At 43.1% G+C, this 18,742-nt stretch carries 16 protein-coding genes; all 16 read right to left on the reverse strand.

Annotation, left to right across the window (positions count from 1 at the left end; genetic code table 11):
• Positions 1-198: 198 nt before the first annotated feature.
• Positions 199-1,482 (reverse strand): GntP family permease, encoded by a 1,284-nt coding sequence (locus ACYQ1I_RS04570; RefSeq protein WP_459762808.1) that lies wholly within the window; start codon positions 1,480-1,482, stop codon positions 199-201.
• A 17-nt stretch (positions 1,483-1,499) separates the two neighbouring features.
• Complete coding sequence (locus ACYQ1I_RS04575) at positions 1,500-3,053, reverse strand: acyl CoA:acetate/3-ketoacid CoA transferase (protein ID WP_459762810.1); 1,554 nt, start codon at positions 3,051-3,053, stop codon at positions 1,500-1,502.
• A gap of 287 nt (positions 3,054-3,340) precedes the next feature.
• The gene (locus ACYQ1I_RS04580; RefSeq protein ID WP_459762812.1) at positions 3,341-4,816 is read right to left on the reverse strand and encodes a sigma-54 interaction domain-containing protein; all 1,476 of its coding nucleotides are present in this window, start codon (positions 4,814-4,816) and stop codon (positions 3,341-3,343) included.
• Between the two features lie 114 nt (positions 4,817-4,930).
• Entirely contained in the window at positions 4,931-6,109 is a 1,179-nt protein-coding gene (locus ACYQ1I_RS04585) for an acetyl-CoA C-acetyltransferase (RefSeq protein ID WP_459762814.1), read from the reverse strand.
• Between the two features lie 86 nt (positions 6,110-6,195).
• Positions 6,196-7,176 (reverse strand): biotin--[acetyl-CoA-carboxylase] ligase, encoded by a 981-nt coding sequence (locus ACYQ1I_RS04590; RefSeq protein WP_459762816.1) that lies wholly within the window; start codon positions 7,174-7,176, stop codon positions 6,196-6,198.
• Between the two features lie 276 nt (positions 7,177-7,452).
• Positions 7,453-8,691 carry a sodium ion-translocating decarboxylase subunit beta gene (locus tag ACYQ1I_RS04595; protein ID WP_459762818.1) on the reverse strand — a complete coding sequence of 413 codons (1,239 nt, stop codon included), beginning with the start codon at positions 8,689-8,691 and terminating at the stop codon, positions 7,453-7,455.
• A 53-nt stretch (positions 8,692-8,744) separates the two neighbouring features.
• Positions 8,745-9,131, reverse strand: coding sequence for a biotin/lipoyl-containing protein (locus ACYQ1I_RS04600; RefSeq protein ID WP_459762820.1), 387 nt, complete (start codon positions 9,129-9,131; stop codon positions 8,745-8,747).
• A 48-nt stretch (positions 9,132-9,179) separates the two neighbouring features.
• On the reverse strand, positions 9,180-9,572 hold the full coding sequence (locus ACYQ1I_RS04605; RefSeq protein ID WP_459762822.1) for an OadG family protein: 393 nt from the start codon (positions 9,570-9,572) through the stop codon (positions 9,180-9,182).
• Between the two features lie 29 nt (positions 9,573-9,601).
• Complete coding sequence (gene mmdA / locus ACYQ1I_RS04610) at positions 9,602-11,149, reverse strand: methylmalonyl-CoA decarboxylase subunit alpha (RefSeq protein ID WP_459762824.1); 1,548 nt, start codon at positions 11,147-11,149, stop codon at positions 9,602-9,604.
• A 127-nt stretch (positions 11,150-11,276) separates the two neighbouring features.
• Positions 11,277-11,684 (reverse strand): methylmalonyl-CoA epimerase, encoded by a 408-nt coding sequence (gene mce / locus ACYQ1I_RS04615; RefSeq protein ID WP_459762826.1) that lies wholly within the window; start codon positions 11,682-11,684, stop codon positions 11,277-11,279.
• 10 nt (positions 11,685-11,694) lie between these two features.
• Entirely contained in the window at positions 11,695-12,636 is a 942-nt protein-coding gene (gene meaB / locus ACYQ1I_RS04620) for a methylmalonyl Co-A mutase-associated GTPase MeaB (protein ID WP_459762828.1), read from the reverse strand.
• 51 nt (positions 12,637-12,687) lie between these two features.
• Positions 12,688-13,092 (reverse strand): cobalamin B12-binding domain-containing protein, encoded by a 405-nt coding sequence (locus ACYQ1I_RS04625; protein ID WP_459762830.1) that lies wholly within the window; start codon positions 13,090-13,092, stop codon positions 12,688-12,690.
• Positions 13,093-13,134: 42 nt separating this feature from the next.
• Complete coding sequence (locus ACYQ1I_RS04630; protein ID WP_459762832.1) at positions 13,135-14,814, reverse strand: acyl-CoA mutase large subunit family protein; 1,680 nt, start codon at positions 14,812-14,814, stop codon at positions 13,135-13,137.
• A 319-nt stretch (positions 14,815-15,133) separates the two neighbouring features.
• Entirely contained in the window at positions 15,134-16,675 is a 1,542-nt protein-coding gene (gene scpC / locus ACYQ1I_RS04635; protein ID WP_459762834.1) for a succinyl-CoA:acetate CoA-transferase ScpC, read from the reverse strand.
• 185 nt (positions 16,676-16,860) lie between these two features.
• Positions 16,861-17,190: a DUF3870 domain-containing protein gene (locus tag ACYQ1I_RS04640; RefSeq protein ID WP_459762836.1), complete on the reverse strand. Its 330-nt coding sequence runs from the start codon at positions 17,188-17,190 to the stop codon at positions 16,861-16,863.
• A 174-nt stretch (positions 17,191-17,364) separates the two neighbouring features.
• Entirely contained in the window at positions 17,365-18,741 is a 1,377-nt protein-coding gene (locus ACYQ1I_RS04645; RefSeq protein WP_459762838.1) for an aspartate-alanine antiporter-like transporter, read from the reverse strand.
• Position 18,742 lies beyond the last annotated feature (1 nt).

Genomic DNA, 18,742 nt, shown 5'->3' on the forward strand with positions numbered 1-18,742 from the left:
AACTCAGCCTTCCCTTTGCTATAGGGCAGCAGGCCTTCCTAAATAAATTGTGTTCTATGCCATGCCTGTTAAGCAATGGCCATCACACCCTGTTACAATATAAGGGCAGCCCCATTATCAATGCCCCGCAGTTGTCGCAGCTCGACCAGGGGCTGACCATCTTATTTCTTAAATTCTTAAATTAGAATAATTTCTTTATTATACAAGACCTACACTGGCTAAAATAATTGCTGTAATAACCGATAACACCGGTATGGCAGTACAAGTCATAAAGATATCAATATAGGAATCCTTGTGGGTCATGGCAGTTACAGCTAACAGGGTCAATACAGCTCCATTGTGGGGCAATGTGTCTAATCCACCACTTGATAAGGACGCAATTCGGTGGAATGCCGCCGGAGGAATACCGGTGCTGGCAGCTAATTCCATATATTTTTCACCTAGAGCAGCCAGGGCGATTCCCATTCCCCCAGAGGCAGAACCTGTTGCTCCTGCTAAAACATTGACTGCTACCGCCTCTGAAATCAATGGATTTCCTTTGATTCCCATCACTAAATTTGTTAAGCTTTCAAAGCCAGGTACTGCCCTAACCACAGCCCCAAAGCCAACCGCAGCACTGGTATTAATAATGGCCAGAACTGAACCCGAAGCGCCGCTATTGATTGTGGCAATCATTGAAGGAATACGTTTGAAATTTAATACTAAGCCCACTGCAATTCCCGCCAATAACGAAGTTACGATGTTTAAATCAAAGGCATTTAACAGGATCACCACTGTAAATAGCGGCAGGGCTGATAAAAGTGGATTTGGCAATTCTGCCGCTTCGGTTGCTTCTACCTTCTTATCAGGCTCGGTGAAAACCTCCCCTGCTGCCGTGAGTTTTTTCTCCCGGTAGGTTAACCACAGCATTCCGCCCCCAAACATAATTAGTGCAGCCACTGTACCCATAATGGGAGCAGCCATTGGTGTTGTTCCGAAATAATCTGTAGGGATTAGGTTCTGAATTTGTGGGGTACCAGGTATGGCTGTCATGGTGAAGGCAAAGGCCCCCAGGGCAATAGAACCCGGTATCAGCTTTCTGGTAATGTTGGCTTCTCTAAATAATGCAATTGCTAAAGGATAAATTGCAAATACAACAACGAATAATGAAATACCGCCATAGGTTAATGCAGCGCAGGCTACAACAACCGCCAGAATGGCTCTTTTCTTACCAATAACAGAGGTGATCCAGTGGGCAACGGAACGGGCCGCACCAGATTCATCCATTACTTTACCGAATATGGCACCCAGCATAAATACCGGAAACCATGATAATACGAAGCCTACAAAGCCTTCCATATAGGAGCCCGTATAGGCTGGCAGTAATTCCAAGCCCCCTGTAAGGGCAACCACCATGGCACAAATTGGTGCCACCCAAATAATAGACATCCCTTTATAGGCTAAAAACATTAATAAGGCCAGACCAATTATTATTCCTAACATTTTTCTCCCTCCGCTCTCTAAATTATTAATCCCATTTTTTCTGAGTTAAAAATTCTGGCGTCCATTAATTTTAGCTCTGGGCTGACTACCGGCTGAAATTCCATCTGTTCTAGGATGTCTTTCTTCAAGTCGATTCCAGGTGCAATCTCAGTTAACATCATACCTTCAGGACTTAAAGCAAATACTGCTCTTTCTGTGATATAAAGAACTGTTTGGTTCTCATCTATGGCATATTCCCCACTGAAGGTGATTTGCTCAACCTGATTAAGGAATTTTTTAACCTTACCCTCTTGGTTAATTTTAAGTTTTCCGTCTTCAATGGCAATATCGAGTCCACCTGCCGTAAAGGTACCACAGAAAACAACCTTTTTGGCATTTTGAGTGATATTGATAAATCCGCCTGCACCAGCAATTTTAGGACCAAATTTACTTACATTAATATTGCCTGTCTTATCACATTGGGCTAATCCTAAAAAGGCAACATCCAAGCCACCACCATCATAAAAGTCAAACTGATAGGGTTGATCAATAATAGCCTCTGGATTAATCGCCGCCCCAAAGCTTAATCCACCTGCAGGAATACCACCGATTGGTCCTGGCTCTACGGTTAAGACCATTTCATTTCCAATTCCTTCTTCATTGGCAACCACTGCAACCCCTTCAGGCATACCAATTCCCAGATTAACAACAGCCTGGGGCACCAGTTCCATAGCGGCCCTTCTTGCAATAACTTTTCTTTCATCCAGTGCCATGGGCTTTACAGAGTTTACAGGTACCTTTGTGGCTCCAGTATAGCTGGCATTGTAGGATTCCGCAAAGGTTTGCATATGATTTGCCATATCCTTTACTTCGACAATGGTGTCTACATAAATACCCGGGATTTTAACAAGCTTGGGATCTAAGCTGCCTGCCTTCACTACCTTTTCAACCTGGACAATGACTTTTCCGCCTGAATTTTTACACGCCTGGGCAATAGAGAGCACTTCCAGCGTACCTGCCTCTTTTTCCATGGTAACGTTTCCATTTTCATCGGCATAGGTACCTCTAATCAAGGCAAAATCAATCGGAAATGCCTTATAAAGCAAATATTCCTCTCCTAACACCTCAATAAGCTCTACCATGTCCTCTTTTGTCTTTTCGTTCAGCTTTCCTCCCTCAACCCTTGGGTCTACAAAGGTTTTTAAACCGACCTTGGTGATGGTTCCGGGCTTATTGGCTGCAATATCCCTGAAAAGATGTGAAATTGAACCCTGGGGAAAATTATAGGCTTCTATTTTGTTTTCAAAGGCCAGCTTCTGAACCTTGGGAACCAAGCCCCAATGGCCTCCGATCACTCTTTTGAGTAAGCCCTCGTGGCCTAAATGGTTTAAGCCCCTTCCTTTTCCGTCTCCTTGACCGGCAGCATATACCAAAGTTAAATTTCGAGGTTCTGCCGTCTCAAGGAACCTTCTCTCCAGGGCAATTTCTAATTCTTCTGGTACCGCGTTTCCTACAAAGCCTCCTGTCGCCAAGGTACTGTTTGAATCAATTAGCTTTACAGCCTCTTCTGCTGTCATAAATTTTACTGCCACTTAAAATCCTCCTTCCATGATTGCTCAACTTTATAGCTTGCAAGTTCCATGCCAAATATAATATTAGGATCATTCAATCATATTTAGACATTTTTTGCTATAAATTTCATGATTCAGGAGGATTTTTAAATTTTTCTTTTAGAAGTGTACAATTTTTTTACACTGATTTTCTGATTTTTCTAACTTTTTTCCCCTTTTACAAGGGCCCTTTTATTGATTTTTCAATAACTTAGTTTTACAAAAAAAATATTTCAAATGATTTTGTACTTTTTATTTACACTGTTCATTTAATTAACATTTTCTAAACCATATTTCTTAATCTTCTCGTAAAGACTCGTTCGACTAATCCCTAGCTTTTTTGCAGTTTGATACTTGTTTCCCTCATATTGCATCAATGTTTTTTGAATGGCCTTTTTCTCAATTTCTTCAAAAATATCCTTAAGGGTACCATCAAAATTTACCTCTAGGCTATCGACAGCAGTTGTTGTATCAACCTTAGCCACCTTACGGATATAGTAGGGAAAATGATCTAAGTTAATCATAGCTTCCTTTTCCACTAAATTAAGGGCTCTTTCGATCAAATTTGCCAATTCTCGAATATTCCCTGGCCAATGATAATTGGTTAAAGCCTCCAGTGCAGCAGGGGAAATTTCTGTTACATGCCGCTCCATTTCACTTGCCAGCTTTTTCATCAGATGCCGGGTTAACAGGGGAATATCCTCGATTCGATCCCTTAAGGGAGGAATATTAATACTAATAACATTTAAGCGATAATATAGATCTTCCCTAAACAACTTTTTCTTTACCATATCCTCTAAATTTCGATTGGTTGCGGCAATAATTCTTACATCCACCTTTTGGCTTTTTACACTGCCAATTCGCTCAATTTCTCGTTCTTGAATCACACGCAATATTTTCACCTGCATATTTAGAGGTAAATCACCTATTTCATCAAGGAAAATGGTACTGCGATGAGCCAGCTCAAATTTTCCTGGCTTGCCCCCCTTTTTGGCACCGGTAAAGGCTCCCTGTTCATAACCAAACAGCTCTGATTCCAACAGTTCTGATGGAATTGCCCCACAATTCACCTTAATTAAGGGGTATTCGCCCCTGGGGCTGGCATTATGAATGGAATGGGCAAATAGTTCTTTACCTGTACCGCTTTCCCCCAACAGCAATATATTTGATTTCGATAAGGCAACCTTTTGGGCTAAATCCTTGGCTCGTCTAACCGCAACACTGTTCCCTACAATATGCTCAAAGGTATAATTGCTTCCCAGCGCCTTTTTCAATTCTTTTTTATAAAACTCTAGCTGCTTTTCCATTTTTAGAATGTTCTTGACATAGACGTCAAATTCCACCAGGTCTTTAAAGATTACGGTTCCCACAGCCCCCATCAATTTACCATTCTGATAAATCGGAATTCTATCGGCAATCATTTGATTTCCCTTGATTTCTTGAATGTCTCCAATTTCTTTTTGCTCTGTCTTGACAACAATATGCATTCTGGTATTTTCAATTACTTCTGTAACATGTCTGCCAATGGCATCCTCTTGTTTGATACCAATGAATTCACAGTATTTCTTATTAATCATAATAATATAGCCCTCGGTATCTACCACCACCATCCAATTATAAATATCGTTAAAAATGTTTTTATATAGATTGAATAGTAGTGCCAGCTCCTCTGAATGGGCTTCCAGCTCAATTTTTGTGATATCCAAAAAATTCATGTCTAAATATTGTTGTTTCCTGCCTTTCACCTTTCTTCACCTCCTAGCCCAATTTTTCACTCATTATATTATTATCATACATTTAAAATTAACAAAAAAACAGCAAAAAATCCAAAGTTAATTGGATTTTTGCCGTTTTTTTAATTATCGTTTGACAATTACTGCGGTTCCCATTCCTCCGCCAATACACAATGTTGCCAGGCCATATTTCGCTGAGCTTCTTTTCATTTCATACAATAAAGTGATCAAAATTCTTGCACCGCTGGCTCCGATGGGATGGCCCAGGGCGATGGCACCCCCATTGACGTTAACCTTTTTGGGATCCCATTTTAAATCTTTACCAACAGATAATGCCTGAGCTGCAAAGGCTTCATTGGCTTCAATTAAATCCATATCTTCTATGGTAAGCCCTGCTTTTTTCAAGGCCTTTTGAGTTGCAGGAACTGGTCCGATCCCCATAATGGAAGGATCAACTCCAGCGTTACCATAGGATACCAGGGTAGCTAGAGGCTCAATTCCCAATTCATCAGCCTTTTCCTTTGTCATTAATACTAGGGCAGCAGCACCATCATTGATACCTGATGCATTTCCTGCTGTAACGGTGCCATCTTTTTTGAAAGCAGGCTTTAATTTAGCAAGCTTTTCTGCTGTTACACCAGCCTTGGGATACTCATCGGTGTCCACCACCACTGGGTCTCCTTTTCTTTGGGGAATCTCAACGGCGACAATTTCATCCTTAAACTTGCCTGCCAAGAGGGCCTTCTCTGCTTTATTTTGACTTTCAACCGCAAATTGATCCTGTTCTTCCCTGGTTAAACCATATTTTTCTGCTAAATTTTCTGCTGTAATTCCCATATGATATTGATGAAAGGCATCGGTTAATCCATCATTCACCATTGTGTCTATCATTTGATCATTACCCATTCTTGCTCCCCACCTGGCCTTTGGCAATACATAGGGGGCCCGGCTCATACTCTCAGTTCCTCCTACTACAACAATGTCATTGTCACCGGCAATAATGGTTTGGGCCGCCATTGAAACTGTCTTAAGCCCCGAACCGCACAGCATATTAATTGTTGTGGCTGGTACCTCCTGAGGAATTCCTGCTTTAACGGAAGCCTGTCGGGCTACCCCCTGTCCCAGACCTGCCTGAAGTACACAGCCCATGTATACTTCATCCACCAGCTCTGGCTTTACATTGGCTCTTTTCAAAGCCTCTTTGATAACGATCGCACCCAGATCCACTGCTGAAACATTGGCCAATGCACCACCAAAGCTGCCTATTGGTGTCCTTGCCCCACTGGCAATTACAATTTCCTTCATATTTCTTCCTCCTCGTTATATTAAATTATTTTTGTGGTCTATTTATTTTTATTGCAAAAACTATACCAAAAACTAATCAAAGAATTTTACACGTACCCCTCCTCCCCACGAACAGAAATCTCTCCTGATAACAGGGTGCTTTCCCTTCCGTCGACGTCCACCACTTTAAGCAGCCCTTCTTCAGTAATATCAATGGCCTTAACCAAGGTTACTTTTTGCCCCTGGATAACCCGAACCTTTTTTCCCAATAATGCAGAATATTGACGACAAACCTCAACGGTTTTAATCAGGGAACCATTTTCAATGTAATACTGATATAACAGCTCAAATTGATTTAAAATTTCTATAATTAACTTCGTTCTTTCAATTTTAAAGCCCAGCTCCATCCTGAGGGAAGTGGCCTTCTCCCGTAGGTCTTCTGGAAATTCCATAATATTTACATTAATACCCATTCCTACAATTAAATAAGCTACTTCGTTTAACTCGCCCGCCATCTCCGTTAAGATACCGCAAACCTTTTTCCCTCTGATGACAATATCATTGGGCCACTTTATTAAGGCATCTACATTCGCCACATGACGGATGGCAAGACAAACCGATGCGGCAGCAATTTGAGTCAGCTTGGCTCCCTCAGTAGGGGGAATTGAAGGCTTTAGTAAAAGTGACATCCAGATTCCCTGTCCCTTGGGTGATTTCCAGCCTCTCCCCAGCCTTCCTCGGCCCATCACCTGTTCTTCGGTAATTACAATCGTTCCGTGGGTAGCTTCCAGGGCAATTTTTTTAGCATAATTGTTTGTGGAATCGATTGAATCTAAATAAATCATATTTTGCCCGATCTCCTGGGTCTTTAATTTCGACAATAGCTCTGTTGGTACCATTTTTTCTTCATTTTCCAACAAACGATAACCCTTTTTATGAAGGGTCTCTATCTGATAGCCTTCTTCCTTCAGGCTGTTAATATGCTTCCAAATGGCCGTTCTTGTTACTCCAAAGCGGTTGGCTAATTCCTCACCTGAAAGATAACCATCTTTGTAATTGTATAGCTCCTTTAGTATTTGCTCCTTCAATTTTTTTCCCCCAGACCTGTTTTTTTATCATCCTATTGGAAAGTTTCACTTCAAATAATAATTAAGTAAAAAGTCTTTCCGTACGTAGATTTCAACAAAGTCCTCCTTTGAATCTTCCTAAGGAAGGCTTTGTTCATATTTAATATTATTTTATACAAATTATCCTCTTTTAACAATTACCAGATTGATTAAGCACCATTAAAGCAGGTAAATATAAAGCCCAGAAATTAAAGGATATATTCCCTTTAATCTCTAGGCTTATGTAAACCTATTTAATTAACCGAACATCGACAGCAGTACCCCTGCCGCCACAGCAGAGCCAATGACCCCTGCCACATTGGGGCCCATGGCGTGCATCAATAAAAAGTTGCTAGGATTTTCTTTTTGTCCCACCACCTGGGAAACACGGGCGGCCATAGGGACTGCCGATACACCGGCTGAACCGATCAGGGGATTTATGGCGTCGCCCCCAAGTATTTTATTCATCAGCTTAGCCAGCAATACCCCTGCGGCGGTACCCACACCAAAGGCCACCACCCCCAGGGCAATGATTTGAATGGTATCGAGCTTGATAAACTGTTCTGCCTTGGCGGTGGCCCCCACCGCCAGTCCCAGTACGATGGTAACAATATTAACCAGCTCATTTTGGGCGGTCTTGGAAAGCCTGTCGGTAACCAAACATTCTTTTAGTAGATTACCGAACATTAGAAGCCCCACCAGGGCAGCAGCTGAAGGCAGTAACAGGGATACCACAATGGTCACCAGGATGGGAAATACGATTTTTTCCACCTTGCTGACGGTCCTAAGCTGTTCCATTTTAATCATTCGCTCCCGCTTGGTGGTGAGGGCCTTCATAATGGGGGGCTGGATGATGGGCACCAGGGCCATATAGGAGTAGGCCGCCACGGCGATGGGCCCCAATAGATGGGGGGCCAGCCGGGAGGTTAAAAAGATGGCTGTAGGCCCATCGGCTCCACCGATGATGCCGATGGATGAGGCCTCCATAGCATTAAAGCCCATCAAAACGGCCCCTGTAAAGGTAAAGAAGATTCCAGCCTGGGCTGCCGCCCCTAAAAACAGACTCTTGGGGTTGGCAATCAGCGGCCCGAAGTCGGTCATGGCCCCAACCCCCAGGAAAATCAGGGGCGGGAAAATAGTCAGTTTATTACCGATGGCCAAATATTGAAGCAGGCCACCGGGGGTTTCGGTATAGATTTGAACCGGAATTCCCTTTAATAGGGTTTCGGCAGTGGGGTTGGCCAGAAGCTCGGCCGCCTGACCGGCGGTTCCCTCATTCAGGGCCTTCAGGGTGGTATGACCCAGATCCATCAGCCCCGCCAGGGGGAGATTGGTCAACAGCATACCAAAGGCAATGGGAACCAAAAGCAGGGGTTCAAATTTTTTAGCGATGGCAAGATATAACAGAAAGCAAGATATGCCAATCATAATCATATGCTGTAAGGTCATATTGGCAAAGCCTGTGGATTCCCAAAATTCTATTAGTACTTCTACCATGGGTGCATCTCCTTTCAATTGGTTTAGATGTCTTCTACGTTTATTCCTCGCCTTTATTTAAGGGCCACCAGAAGATCACCACCATTGACTGCTGCACCTTCTTTTACATGGATAGAGGCCACGGTACCATCGGCAGGAGCCATAATTTCATTTTCCATCTTCATGGCTTCTAATATAATTAACACTTGGCCTTGCTTAACAGCTTCTCCTTCCTTCACCAGAACCTTCCAGATGTTTCCGGGCATGGGGGCTGTTACTGTGGTGGCACCGGCAGGGGCTGCCGAAGGAGCAGGAGCCGCCGGTGCAGGCTTAGCCGCTGCCGCAGGCTTTGGCGTCGCCACCGAGGCTGCAGGCCTTGGACTGGCCACCGTACCCTCTTTAATTTCCTCCACCTCTACTTCGTAGCTGACACCATTAACAGAAATGTTGAATTTTCTCATGATCTATTTCCTCCTCATTTTCGGGGTATTTTGTAAGCTATTATTTGTCTAGCCCCTAAGTTGGTCTCGTAATCCGCTACTGGCCCAGGGGCTAGCCTGGGTACCCATACGTACAATGTTTTTTACTACGATGTTATGGGTACTGGTATGTAGGCTGGCTGCCACCGCTGCTGTTATGACTGCCACCAATTCTCCATCATCTGTAGCTGGTTCTTCTTGAGCTGCTTCAGTCACTTCAGGGCTTACCGGGGGCTTCTTGGCCTCGGGTAGTGCTTTTCTGGGGGCCAATATGTTGGACATGAGTTGTATGACTAAATATAACAATAATAAGGCTACGAACACAATTCCTACTCCCAGCACCGTCACCTGCAGGCTGGCCAGGAGCCTTTCTCCAAAGGTCATGGAATCTGTTGCATAGTGTAGTTTCTCTAACAAGCTCATTCTATCTTCACCTCTTTTTCAGGGTCTCCCTATAGGGGTACATTTCCATGCTTTTTGGGAGGTCTAGACTCTCTTTTACTGGCCAGCATATTTAGGGCATCTGCTAACCGGGGCCGGGTGGCCGATGGTTCAATTATATCATCTACATAGCCCCGCTCTGCTGCCTTGTAGGGTGTAGCAAATTCATTTTTGTAGGCCTCTATTTTTTCTGAGCGGGTTTCCTGTGGATTTTCTGATTCGCTTATTTCTTTTTTAAAGATAATGTTGGCTGCCCCCTCGGGCCCCATAACTGCTATTTCTGCTGAAGGCCAGGCCATCACTAAATCTGCTCCTAAATCTTTGCTGCACATGGCTAAATAGGCTCCGCCATAGGCCTTTCTGACGATCAGGGTGATCTTTGGTACGGTCGCCTCGCTGTAGGCATAGAGCATTTTGGCCCCGTGGCGGATAATCCCGCCGTATTCCTGGGCGGTTCCCGGCAGGAATCCTGGTACATCGACTAGATTTAATAATGGAATATTAAAGCAATCACAGGTTCGGATAAATCGCCCTGCTTTGTCTGAGGCGTTGATATCCAGGCACCCTGCCAATACCTTGGGCTGGTTGGCAATGACCCCTACGGTTTGGCCATTGATTCGCATAAAGCCTGTAATCATATTTTGTGCATAATAGGGCTGTACTTCATAAAAATCTCCATGATCTGCGATTAAGGCGATGACGGTTTTCATATCATAGGGTTTATTGGGATTGTCTGGAACAATTTCGTCCAGCTCCGGAATAATTTGATTAATATCATCGGTTACTTCAAAGACCGGGGGCTGCTCCAGATTGTTGGAGGGTAGAAAGCTCAACAGTCTTCTGATATCAGCAATGCAGGCCTCATCGTTGGCCGAAACAAAATGGGCTACGCCGCTGGTTTGATTGTGGGCCATGGCGCCCCCCAGGGCCTCGGCACTGACCTCTTCTCCGGTGACTGTTTTTATGACCTGGGGTCCTGTAATAAACATTTGACTGGTTTGATCTACCATAAAGATGAAATCTGTCAGGGCTGGTGAATAAACGGCTCCCCCGGCACAGGGGCCCATGATGGCGGAAATCTGTGGAATTACCCCCGATGCAATGGTATTTCGATAGAAGATTTGGCCATAGCCCGACAGGGCATCGACTCCCTCTTGTATCCTGGCTCCGCCGGAATCGTTCATGCCCACCACCGGGGCCCCCATTTTCAGGGCCATATCTAACACCTTGCAGATTTTTTTTGCGTGCATTTCCCCCAGGGAACCTCCTACTACGGTAAAGTCCTGGGCATAGGCATAGACCAGCCGTCCCTCTACTTGACCATAGCCTGTTACCACCCCTTCTCCAGGGGCATCTACTTTTTCCATTCCAAAGTTAACGCAGCGATGCTTCATAAAGCTATCTAACTCAACAAAGGTTCCTTCATCAAAGAGCAAATGAATTCTTTCCCTTGCCGTAAGCTTACCCTTTTCATGCTGACTGGCAATTCGTTTTGCTCCGCCCCCCTGTTGAAGCTTTTCTTTATGCTGACGAAGTGCTTCTATTTTGTTTACAGCCATATTAACCCTCCTATTGTATTGAAATGCGAAAAGCTAAAGATGCTTTCACCCTATTATACCAAAATTATTACCAGGTATTAATACCTAGTCGATATTTTTTTGAGAATAATATTTTTTTTAATATTTCTTAACCTTCCCGTTGGCTCAATTCAATTAAAATACCATTGGTACTTTTAGGATGACAAAATGCAATTTTTGCTCCACCTGCACCGTAACGGGGTTTTTCGTCGATCATTCTAATTCCCATGGCCTTCATTTCCTCAATGGCTTTTTCGATATTCTCTACACGAAAAGCTAAATGCTGTATTCCTTCACCTTTTTTTTCAATAAATTTAGCAATGGGTCCATCCTCATGGGTAGATTCCAATAATTCGATTTCAGTATCGCCGACAGGTAAGAAGGCTACCTTCACCTTCTGTTCCTCAACCACCTCTGTATCAACACATTTCAAGCCTAAAATGCCCTCATAAAATTTTAAGCTCTGCTCTAAATCCTTTACTGCAATTCCAATATGATCTAGCTTACCTACCTTCATATACACCCTCCTAACCTTTATTTTCTAAAACTCGTCTAAATAATGCTGCACTGACACCATAGGGATCCTTCTCACGCCGGGCCACGCTTTGGGCCAAACGTCGAATTTCTGCTTTATTTTCCTCACTATTTGTAAGGCGTTCCATTAAATTATGCTGAATCAAATCCATAATTTCATATTCCACCTGCTTTGTTCTCTTTTCCAACAGACGATTTTCCTTTTCCAAGTAATTAAGGTGCTTATTTAAATTTTCATAGAGCGCTTCAATGCCCTTATTTTGAAGGGCCACCACCTGAGTAACCGGCGGTTTCCAGTCACCATGGCTAAAATCAAGCATCATCTCCAGTTCAACCTGGGTGCGGTTGGCTCCCTCTCGATCAGCCTTGTTTACCACGAATACATCACCAATCTCCATAATTCCTGCCTTAATGGCCTGTATATCATCCCCCAGTCCCGGCACCATTACCAGAAGCACCGTATCAGCAGCCCTTACAATATCTACCTCTGACTGACCTACTCCAACAGTTTCAATAAATATGTAGTCGGCACCATAGATGTCCAGTACCTTAATGGCCCCCAGGGTAGCCTTAGATAGGCCGCCCAGGTGACCTCGTGTTCCCATACTCCTGATAAAAACCCCCGGATCTGTATATAGGTCTGTCATTCGAACTCGATCCCCCAGTATTGAGCCCCCTGTAAAGGGGCTGGTGGGATCAACTGCAATAATTCCTACTATTTTATCCTCCTGCCGAAAACGCTTGGCCAGCTTATCAGTCAGGGTACTTTTTCCTGCCCCCGGTGGGCCAGTAATACCGATCACCCGGGCTTTTCCCGTATGCTGATACAATTTAGAGAGGATTTCAGTTCCTTCAGGATCATTATTTTCAATCATGGTGATTAACCTGGCAGCAGCCCGCTTATCATGTTTTAAAATTCTTTCAGCTAAATTCACAGCTACACCACCCAAAATTGGTTTCAATAGGCTTTAATTTTTAAGCATTATTTAAAGGCTACGCTTCAAATTATTGTGAATAAATTCAATGGTTACCTGGGTTGGTGTTCCAGGAGTAAATACCTCTGCAATGCCATTCTCCTTTAGAAAAGGTATATCTTCATCTGGAATGACGCCGCCACCCAGCACCAATATTTCATCGTACACATTTTCCTGCTTTAACAATTCCACTACCCTGGGCAACAGATGATTATGGGCCCCTGAAAGAATACTTAGAGCAACTACATCAACATCCTCCTGCAGAGCGGCTTGAACAATTTGCTCCGGGGTTTGCCTAAGGCCAGTATAGATAACCTCCATTCCGGCATCCCTTAAGGCCCTTGCAATTACTTTAGCACCCCTGTCGTGACCATCCAGACCAGGCTTCGCAACTAATACTCTAATGGGTCTTGACATATATTCATCCTCCTAATATCGATTTATCTTGATCATGATAGATTATAATATAACACTTTGCTGGTATTCACCAAAGACTTCCCTTAATACACCACAAATTTCGCCAAGGGTTCCATAGGCCTTAACAGCCTCTAAAATATAGGGCATTAAGTTAGCGTCACCTTGTGCTGCTTCTCTTAATGCGTCAAGCTTTTCCTGAGTCAAAGCATTATCTCGTTCTCCTCTTAATTGATCAAGCTTTTTCTTTTGCAGCTCACCTACAGAAGGATCTACCCGTAGTAATCCCTTTGGTGCCTCCTCCTTAATTTGGAATTTATTCATCCCAACAACAATTCGCTCACCGTTTTCCACCTGTTTTTGGTATTCATAGGAGCTATCCATAATTTCTTTTTGAATGTACCCCTTTTCAATGGCCTCCGCAGAGCCCCCAAGGGTATCAATCTTATTGATATATTCTAACGCCCCATCTTCAATAGAATTAGTTAAGCTCTCGACATAATAGGAGCCCGCCAGTGGATCAATGGTTTCAGCCACACCGCTTTCATAGGCAACAATCTGCTGAGTCCTAAGGGCAATTCTGACGGAATCTTCTGTTGGAAGGGCCAGGGCCTCGTCCTTTGAGTTTGTATGTAATGATTGGGTTCCTCCCAATACTGCCGCCAGGGTTTGAATAGCAACCCTAACAATATTGTTGTCGGGCTGTTGAGCCGTTAGGGTCGATCCTCCCGTTTGGGTATGGAATTTTAACTGCATTGATTTAGGATTTTGTGCATGGAATCGTTCCTTCATAATTTTTGCCCAAAGTCGTCTGGCTGCTCTAAATTTGGCTACCTCTTCTAAAAGATCGTTATGGGCATTAAAGAAAAAGGAAAGTCGTGGTGCAAAGGTATCGACATCAAGGCCTGCCTTGATGGCCGCTTCTACATAGGCAATTCCATTGGCCAGGGTAAAGGCTACCTCCTGTATGGCAGTGGAGCCAGCTTCTCGAATATGGTAGCCTGAAATACTAATGGTATTCCAATTAGGTACATTCTTTGAACAGTATTCAAATATATCTGTAATTAGTCGCATCGAAGGACCAGTTGGGAAAATATAGGTCCCCCTGGCAATATATTCTTTTAAAATATCATTTTGAATGGTTCCCCTTAGCTGCTCTGGCCCCACCCCTTGCTTTTCCGCTACAGCTATGTACATGGCCAACAGCACTGAGGCAGGGGCATTAATTGTCATGGAGGTACTAACCTTATCCAGTGGAATACCATCGAATAGTATTTCCATATCCTTTAGGGAATCTATGGCAACTCCTACCTTTCCAACCTCTCCCTCTGAAAGGGGATGATCTGAATCGTAACCAATTTGGGTAGGCAGGTCAAAAGCAACTGAAAGGCCTGTTTGTCCTTGCTCTAATAAATATTTATAGCGCTTATTAGATTCCTCTGCTGTGGCAAAACCGGCATATTGTCTCATGGTCCAGAATCGACCACGATACATGGTTGGCTGTACCCCCCGAGTAAAGGGATATTCTCCCGGAAGGCCCAGGTCAGTATTATAATCAAAATCCTCAAGCTGCACAGGGCTATATAGCCTATCCACCTCTTGATTGGAGCCTGTTACAAACTTATTTTTTCGCTCAGGAAATTTTTGAAGGCTTTTAGCAATCTTTTCCCCGTTCCACTTTGTTTGTTTTTCTTTAATTTTTTCTAGCTTTTCCCTGTCAAACATCAAATTTCCTCCCTTTAATTGGTTATATTTTCTAATTATTACCTGATGAAGTATACAGCTTAAATCCTTCAATAAAACCAATCTTAACAAATGCTTTGTTTATACAATCGATATTTTCCATAGGTTCTTACGAATCTTAAAAATATAATGAAATATAAATTTCTATATTTTGCAATTTATAATTCATTACCTGCATATTTTGAAATTTATACTGCATAGTCACTACAGTAATTCTACAGTTTTTTTAAAATTCCTGCAACTGTCTTCATAATATTTCTACAATAAGTCATTATTAATTATTGAAGGATACTTTTCTTTTTTAGACCAGCTCCTGGGCTGGAATAGCAGCTTCCTCTTCATCGCCTGTTACCTTCATAGAGCCTGTTTCAAGATAACGGGCATGCCAGGATAGGGCTTCTCTGAGTAAATGGGGCTCATGCTTGTATTTTCCCTTTTCCGCCTCCTTTAAATAATCCATTAATAGCGGTCTATATTGGGGATGGGCACAATTTTCAATGATCTTTCTCGCCCGCTCCCTGGGGGCTGTTCCCCTTAGATCTGCCAGACCCTGTTCCGTTACCACCACAGCCACATCATGCTCTGTATGATCAATATGGGAAGCCATGGGAACAATAGAGGAAATGTCTCCATTTTTCGCCGTTGAAACGGTGGTAAAGATCGATAAATAGGCATTTCTGGTAAAGTCACCTGAACCTCCAATTCCGTTCATCATTCTAGAGCCCATAATATTGGTTGAATTAACGTGACCATAGATATCAACCTCAATGGCAGTATTCATGGCAATTACCCCCAGCCTTCTTGCCACTTCCGGGTGGTTGCTAATTTCCATGGGCCTTAAAATGCAATATTTTGCATAATGATCGATATTTTTATGAAGCCTTTTAAGTCCTTCTTCCGAGGGGGTCAGGGCGGTACCCGAAGCAATGGCTACTTTTCCGGCATCGATTAAATCAAACATGGAGTCCTGAATCACTTCTGTGTAACAGGTTAAATTATTGAAATCAGAATGAATGAGACCACCCAGCACGGCATTGGCCACTGAACCTACCCCTGACTGAAGCGGTAACAGGTTCTGGGGTAATCTTCCTCTCTTTACTTCTTCTTTGAAAAACTCCATAATATATCCTGAGATTAACCTGGAAGGCTCGTCAATAGGCCCCAGGGGTCTGACCTTATCGGGCAGATCGGTAATGACAATGGCTTTAATTTTGTCGGGGTCGCAAGGAATATACGGGGTACCGATCCGATCCATGGGGGTAATAATGGGAATGGGTTTTCGGTTCGGTGGTTTTTCTGTCATATAAATATCGTGGATTCCCTCTAAAGCCATGGGCTGTGCAGTATTGAGCTCAACAATTACGGCATCGGCATTTTTAATGGCCTGAGGCGTTAAGCCTACAGAGGTGGAAGGTATGATTCCTCCCTCTGGTGTAATGGCAATGGCCTCTACAATAGCCATATGTATTTTACCAAAATATCCGTAGTCCATATACTGGGTGACATGGCTCAAGTGCATATCCTGATAGCCTATTTGTCCGTTATTAATTCCATTTCTAAGACTTTCGTTGGTCTGATAAGGAAATCGCTTCTTTAAGGCACCTGCCCTGGCCAGGGCACCATCCAGCTCATCTCCCACCGAAGCACCACAAAGCAAGGTTATCTGCAGAGGATCCCCAGCTTCTACACGCTTGGCCAGGGCCAAGGGTACAGCCTTCGGATACCCTGATGGTGTAAAACCGCTGGTGGCCACCGTCATTCCATCTTCAATCATGAGGGCTGCCTCTTCAGCAGACATAATTCGGTCCTTTAACTCACTTCTTCTGATTCTCTCATCTAACATATGGAGTCCCTCCCTTTCATTAAGGTTATTTATAGCAAGCTATTATTCTAAAAAAAATAGATACACCACCCCCTGGGGCAGTATATCTAACTGGACTATATCTACTGGTAAAGCAAAGGGTCATTTTGCTTTCGTAGATAATAAGTTAAATCAAAGGATTCTATTTAATTTACTGTACTTTCTAATTAATCCTCTACCTCTTGCTGATCTAAAATCATCTTAAATTTCTCATGACACCGTTTCGTTGAAGAAATCAGCGCTTTTTTAACGGAACCAAAATAATATTCATTAAAGGCCTTTTCAATTTCTTCAAATTCAAGAATGTTTTTTCCTACTAAAATTCTTCGTACATGGTCCTTTGCCACCCTTGTCACCAATGAGCAATCGGCATCTAGTATTTTTCCGGTATTTTTGTCTATTAGAAATCCCACTGCCACCACCTTGTACAGTTCTTCAGCAGTGGTACCACCAGGTAGTTTAGCATAGCCACTGATAAATATTTCAAAGGGTTTCATTCCATCACCATTTTCTTATTTATTTCACCACTTCTATTGTATTAATTTAGAAATAAAATATCAAGTAGGATATGGACTTATATTATGGTCCAGCACTTAGTTTATAGGAAATTACTGTAAATATTAACCGAATTTCTTTCACTACCACCCTTTTTACGTTAAATCGTATTAAATTTACATAGGCAATCGGTGAAGTATTATGGTGAATAAAACCATTCCCAGTAGGGCAAAGGGATATACGGCACCATAGCCCGCGGCAGGGTCGTCACTTTCCAATGAGTCAATGGCCACTCCAAGGCCGGGTGTAGAGGTCATTCCACCACAAATGGCTCCGGCCAGCATAATCCAATTCAGCTTAAAGATATACCGCCCTACCAGGTATCCAATTAAAATCCCCATTAACCCCACAAAAAGGGAAATTATAGCCAGTGAACCTCCTGTTCCCATGATTGCCTCAAAAACACGATATCCATATCGTAATCCAACAATGGCCAGGAAAAAGCACAGGGACAATTCCCTTACCACACTTAGGATTTTGGAATTCATGCGAAAGTTTATGGGCCCAATTTTTCCAATATACCCTAGAATTAATGACCCGATCAAGGCACCGCCGGTGGCTCCTAAACTGAAGTACCCCAGTAGAGAACCTAAATAAATTTCAATAATTCCAATGGAATACCCAAAAAAGCAAGCTATGGTAAAGGCGATAATATCAAAGCTGGTTTCAGGTATTTCTTTTGTTCCTTTGACCGAAGCCCGAGCCTCTTCCATTTCCTTTTTAAATCGGCTACGCTCTTCCTCCAAATCAATTTTAAAAATCCTTGGAATAAAATTGATTGCTAATATTACTACCAAAACGCCGAAGGGATAACCTACAGCATATCCCAGGCCAATACCTGCCTCTGCATTTTTGATGAACTGCCCTTTTTGTTCATTGGTAAGATCGTTAAGGGTTTCTATATTAAGCTCTCCATTGGGATCAAGGATTTTTATAAATTTTTCTTTTTCGTAGGGATCAGCCGTTTCAAAGGCATTTACCCGTTCCGTTGCATGATTTCGGGCGGTTTCGATGGCGGCCGCCAGCCCGGGGGAGCTGGTCATAGCACCGGTATAGACACCCGAAACCTCATAGGGATTGTCAGCAGGGCTAATTAACACCATTCCATAGGTGGCAACAGCACCTGCCAAGGTGATAAGAAAGCCCAGAACGACAAATTTTCCACCGTATTTTTTTAATACTGCCCCTAAATCCTTTGCTGCCAGTAGCCCTACCGCCACCACAAAGAAGATTAGAAACAGTGTAAAAAAGCTTTGGGAAATGACACCGGCAGAGAGCATGCTTTGAGCCGCCTGATAGCCCTCATGTCCTTCTGGTATACTAAGGCCGTATCGGTAAACCAGCCATCCTATGATAAGCCCTGTAAACAAACAACCTGAGGCCCCAAAATTAAACTTACCTATTTTAATATTACCAAACAATACCCCAGTAAAAATTGCAACTGCCATTAAAATATACGGACTGGTAATCCATGCTACAATATCAAACCGCATT

The sequence above is a fragment of the Alkaliphilus crotonatoxidans genome (genome assembly GCF_054658015.1).

Coding starts and splice junctions, on each gene's coding strand:
- ACYQ1I_RS04570 (WP_459762808.1), bottom strand. CDS start 1,482: ATGTTAGGAATAATAATTGGTCTGGCCTTATTAATGTTTTTAGCCTAT.
- ACYQ1I_RS04585 (WP_459762814.1), bottom strand. CDS start 6,109: ATGAAGGAAATTGTAATTGCCAGTGGGGCAAGGACACCAATAGGCAGC.
- ACYQ1I_RS04595 (WP_459762818.1), bottom strand. CDS start 8,691: ATGGTAGAAGTACTAATAGAATTTTGGGAATCCACAGGCTTTGCCAAT.
- ACYQ1I_RS04600 (WP_459762820.1), bottom strand. CDS start 9,131: ATGAGAAAATTCAACATTTCTGTTAATGGTGTCAGCTACGAAGTAGAG.
- ACYQ1I_RS04605 (WP_459762822.1), bottom strand. CDS start 9,572: ATGAGCTTGTTAGAGAAACTACACTATGCAACAGATTCCATGACCTTT.
- mmdA (WP_459762824.1), bottom strand. CDS start 11,149: ATGGCTGTAAACAAAATAGAAGCACTTCGTCAGCATAAAGAAAAGCTT.
- mce (WP_459762826.1), bottom strand. CDS start 11,684: ATGAAGGTAGGTAAGCTAGATCATATTGGAATTGCAGTAAAGGATTTA.
- ACYQ1I_RS04625 (WP_459762830.1), bottom strand. CDS start 13,092: ATGTCAAGACCCATTAGAGTATTAGTTGCGAAGCCTGGTCTGGATGGT.
- ACYQ1I_RS04630 (WP_459762832.1), bottom strand. CDS start 14,814: ATGTTTGACAGGGAAAAGCTAGAAAAAATTAAAGAAAAACAAACAAAG.
- scpC (WP_459762834.1), bottom strand. CDS start 16,675: ATGTTAGATGAGAGAATCAGAAGAAGTGAGTTAAAGGACCGAATTATG.
- ACYQ1I_RS04640 (WP_459762836.1), bottom strand. CDS start 17,190: ATGAAACCCTTTGAAATATTTATCAGTGGCTATGCTAAACTACCTGGT.
- ACYQ1I_RS04645 (WP_459762838.1), bottom strand. CDS start 18,741: ATGCGGTTTGATATTGTAGCATGGATTACCAGTCCGTATATTTTAATG.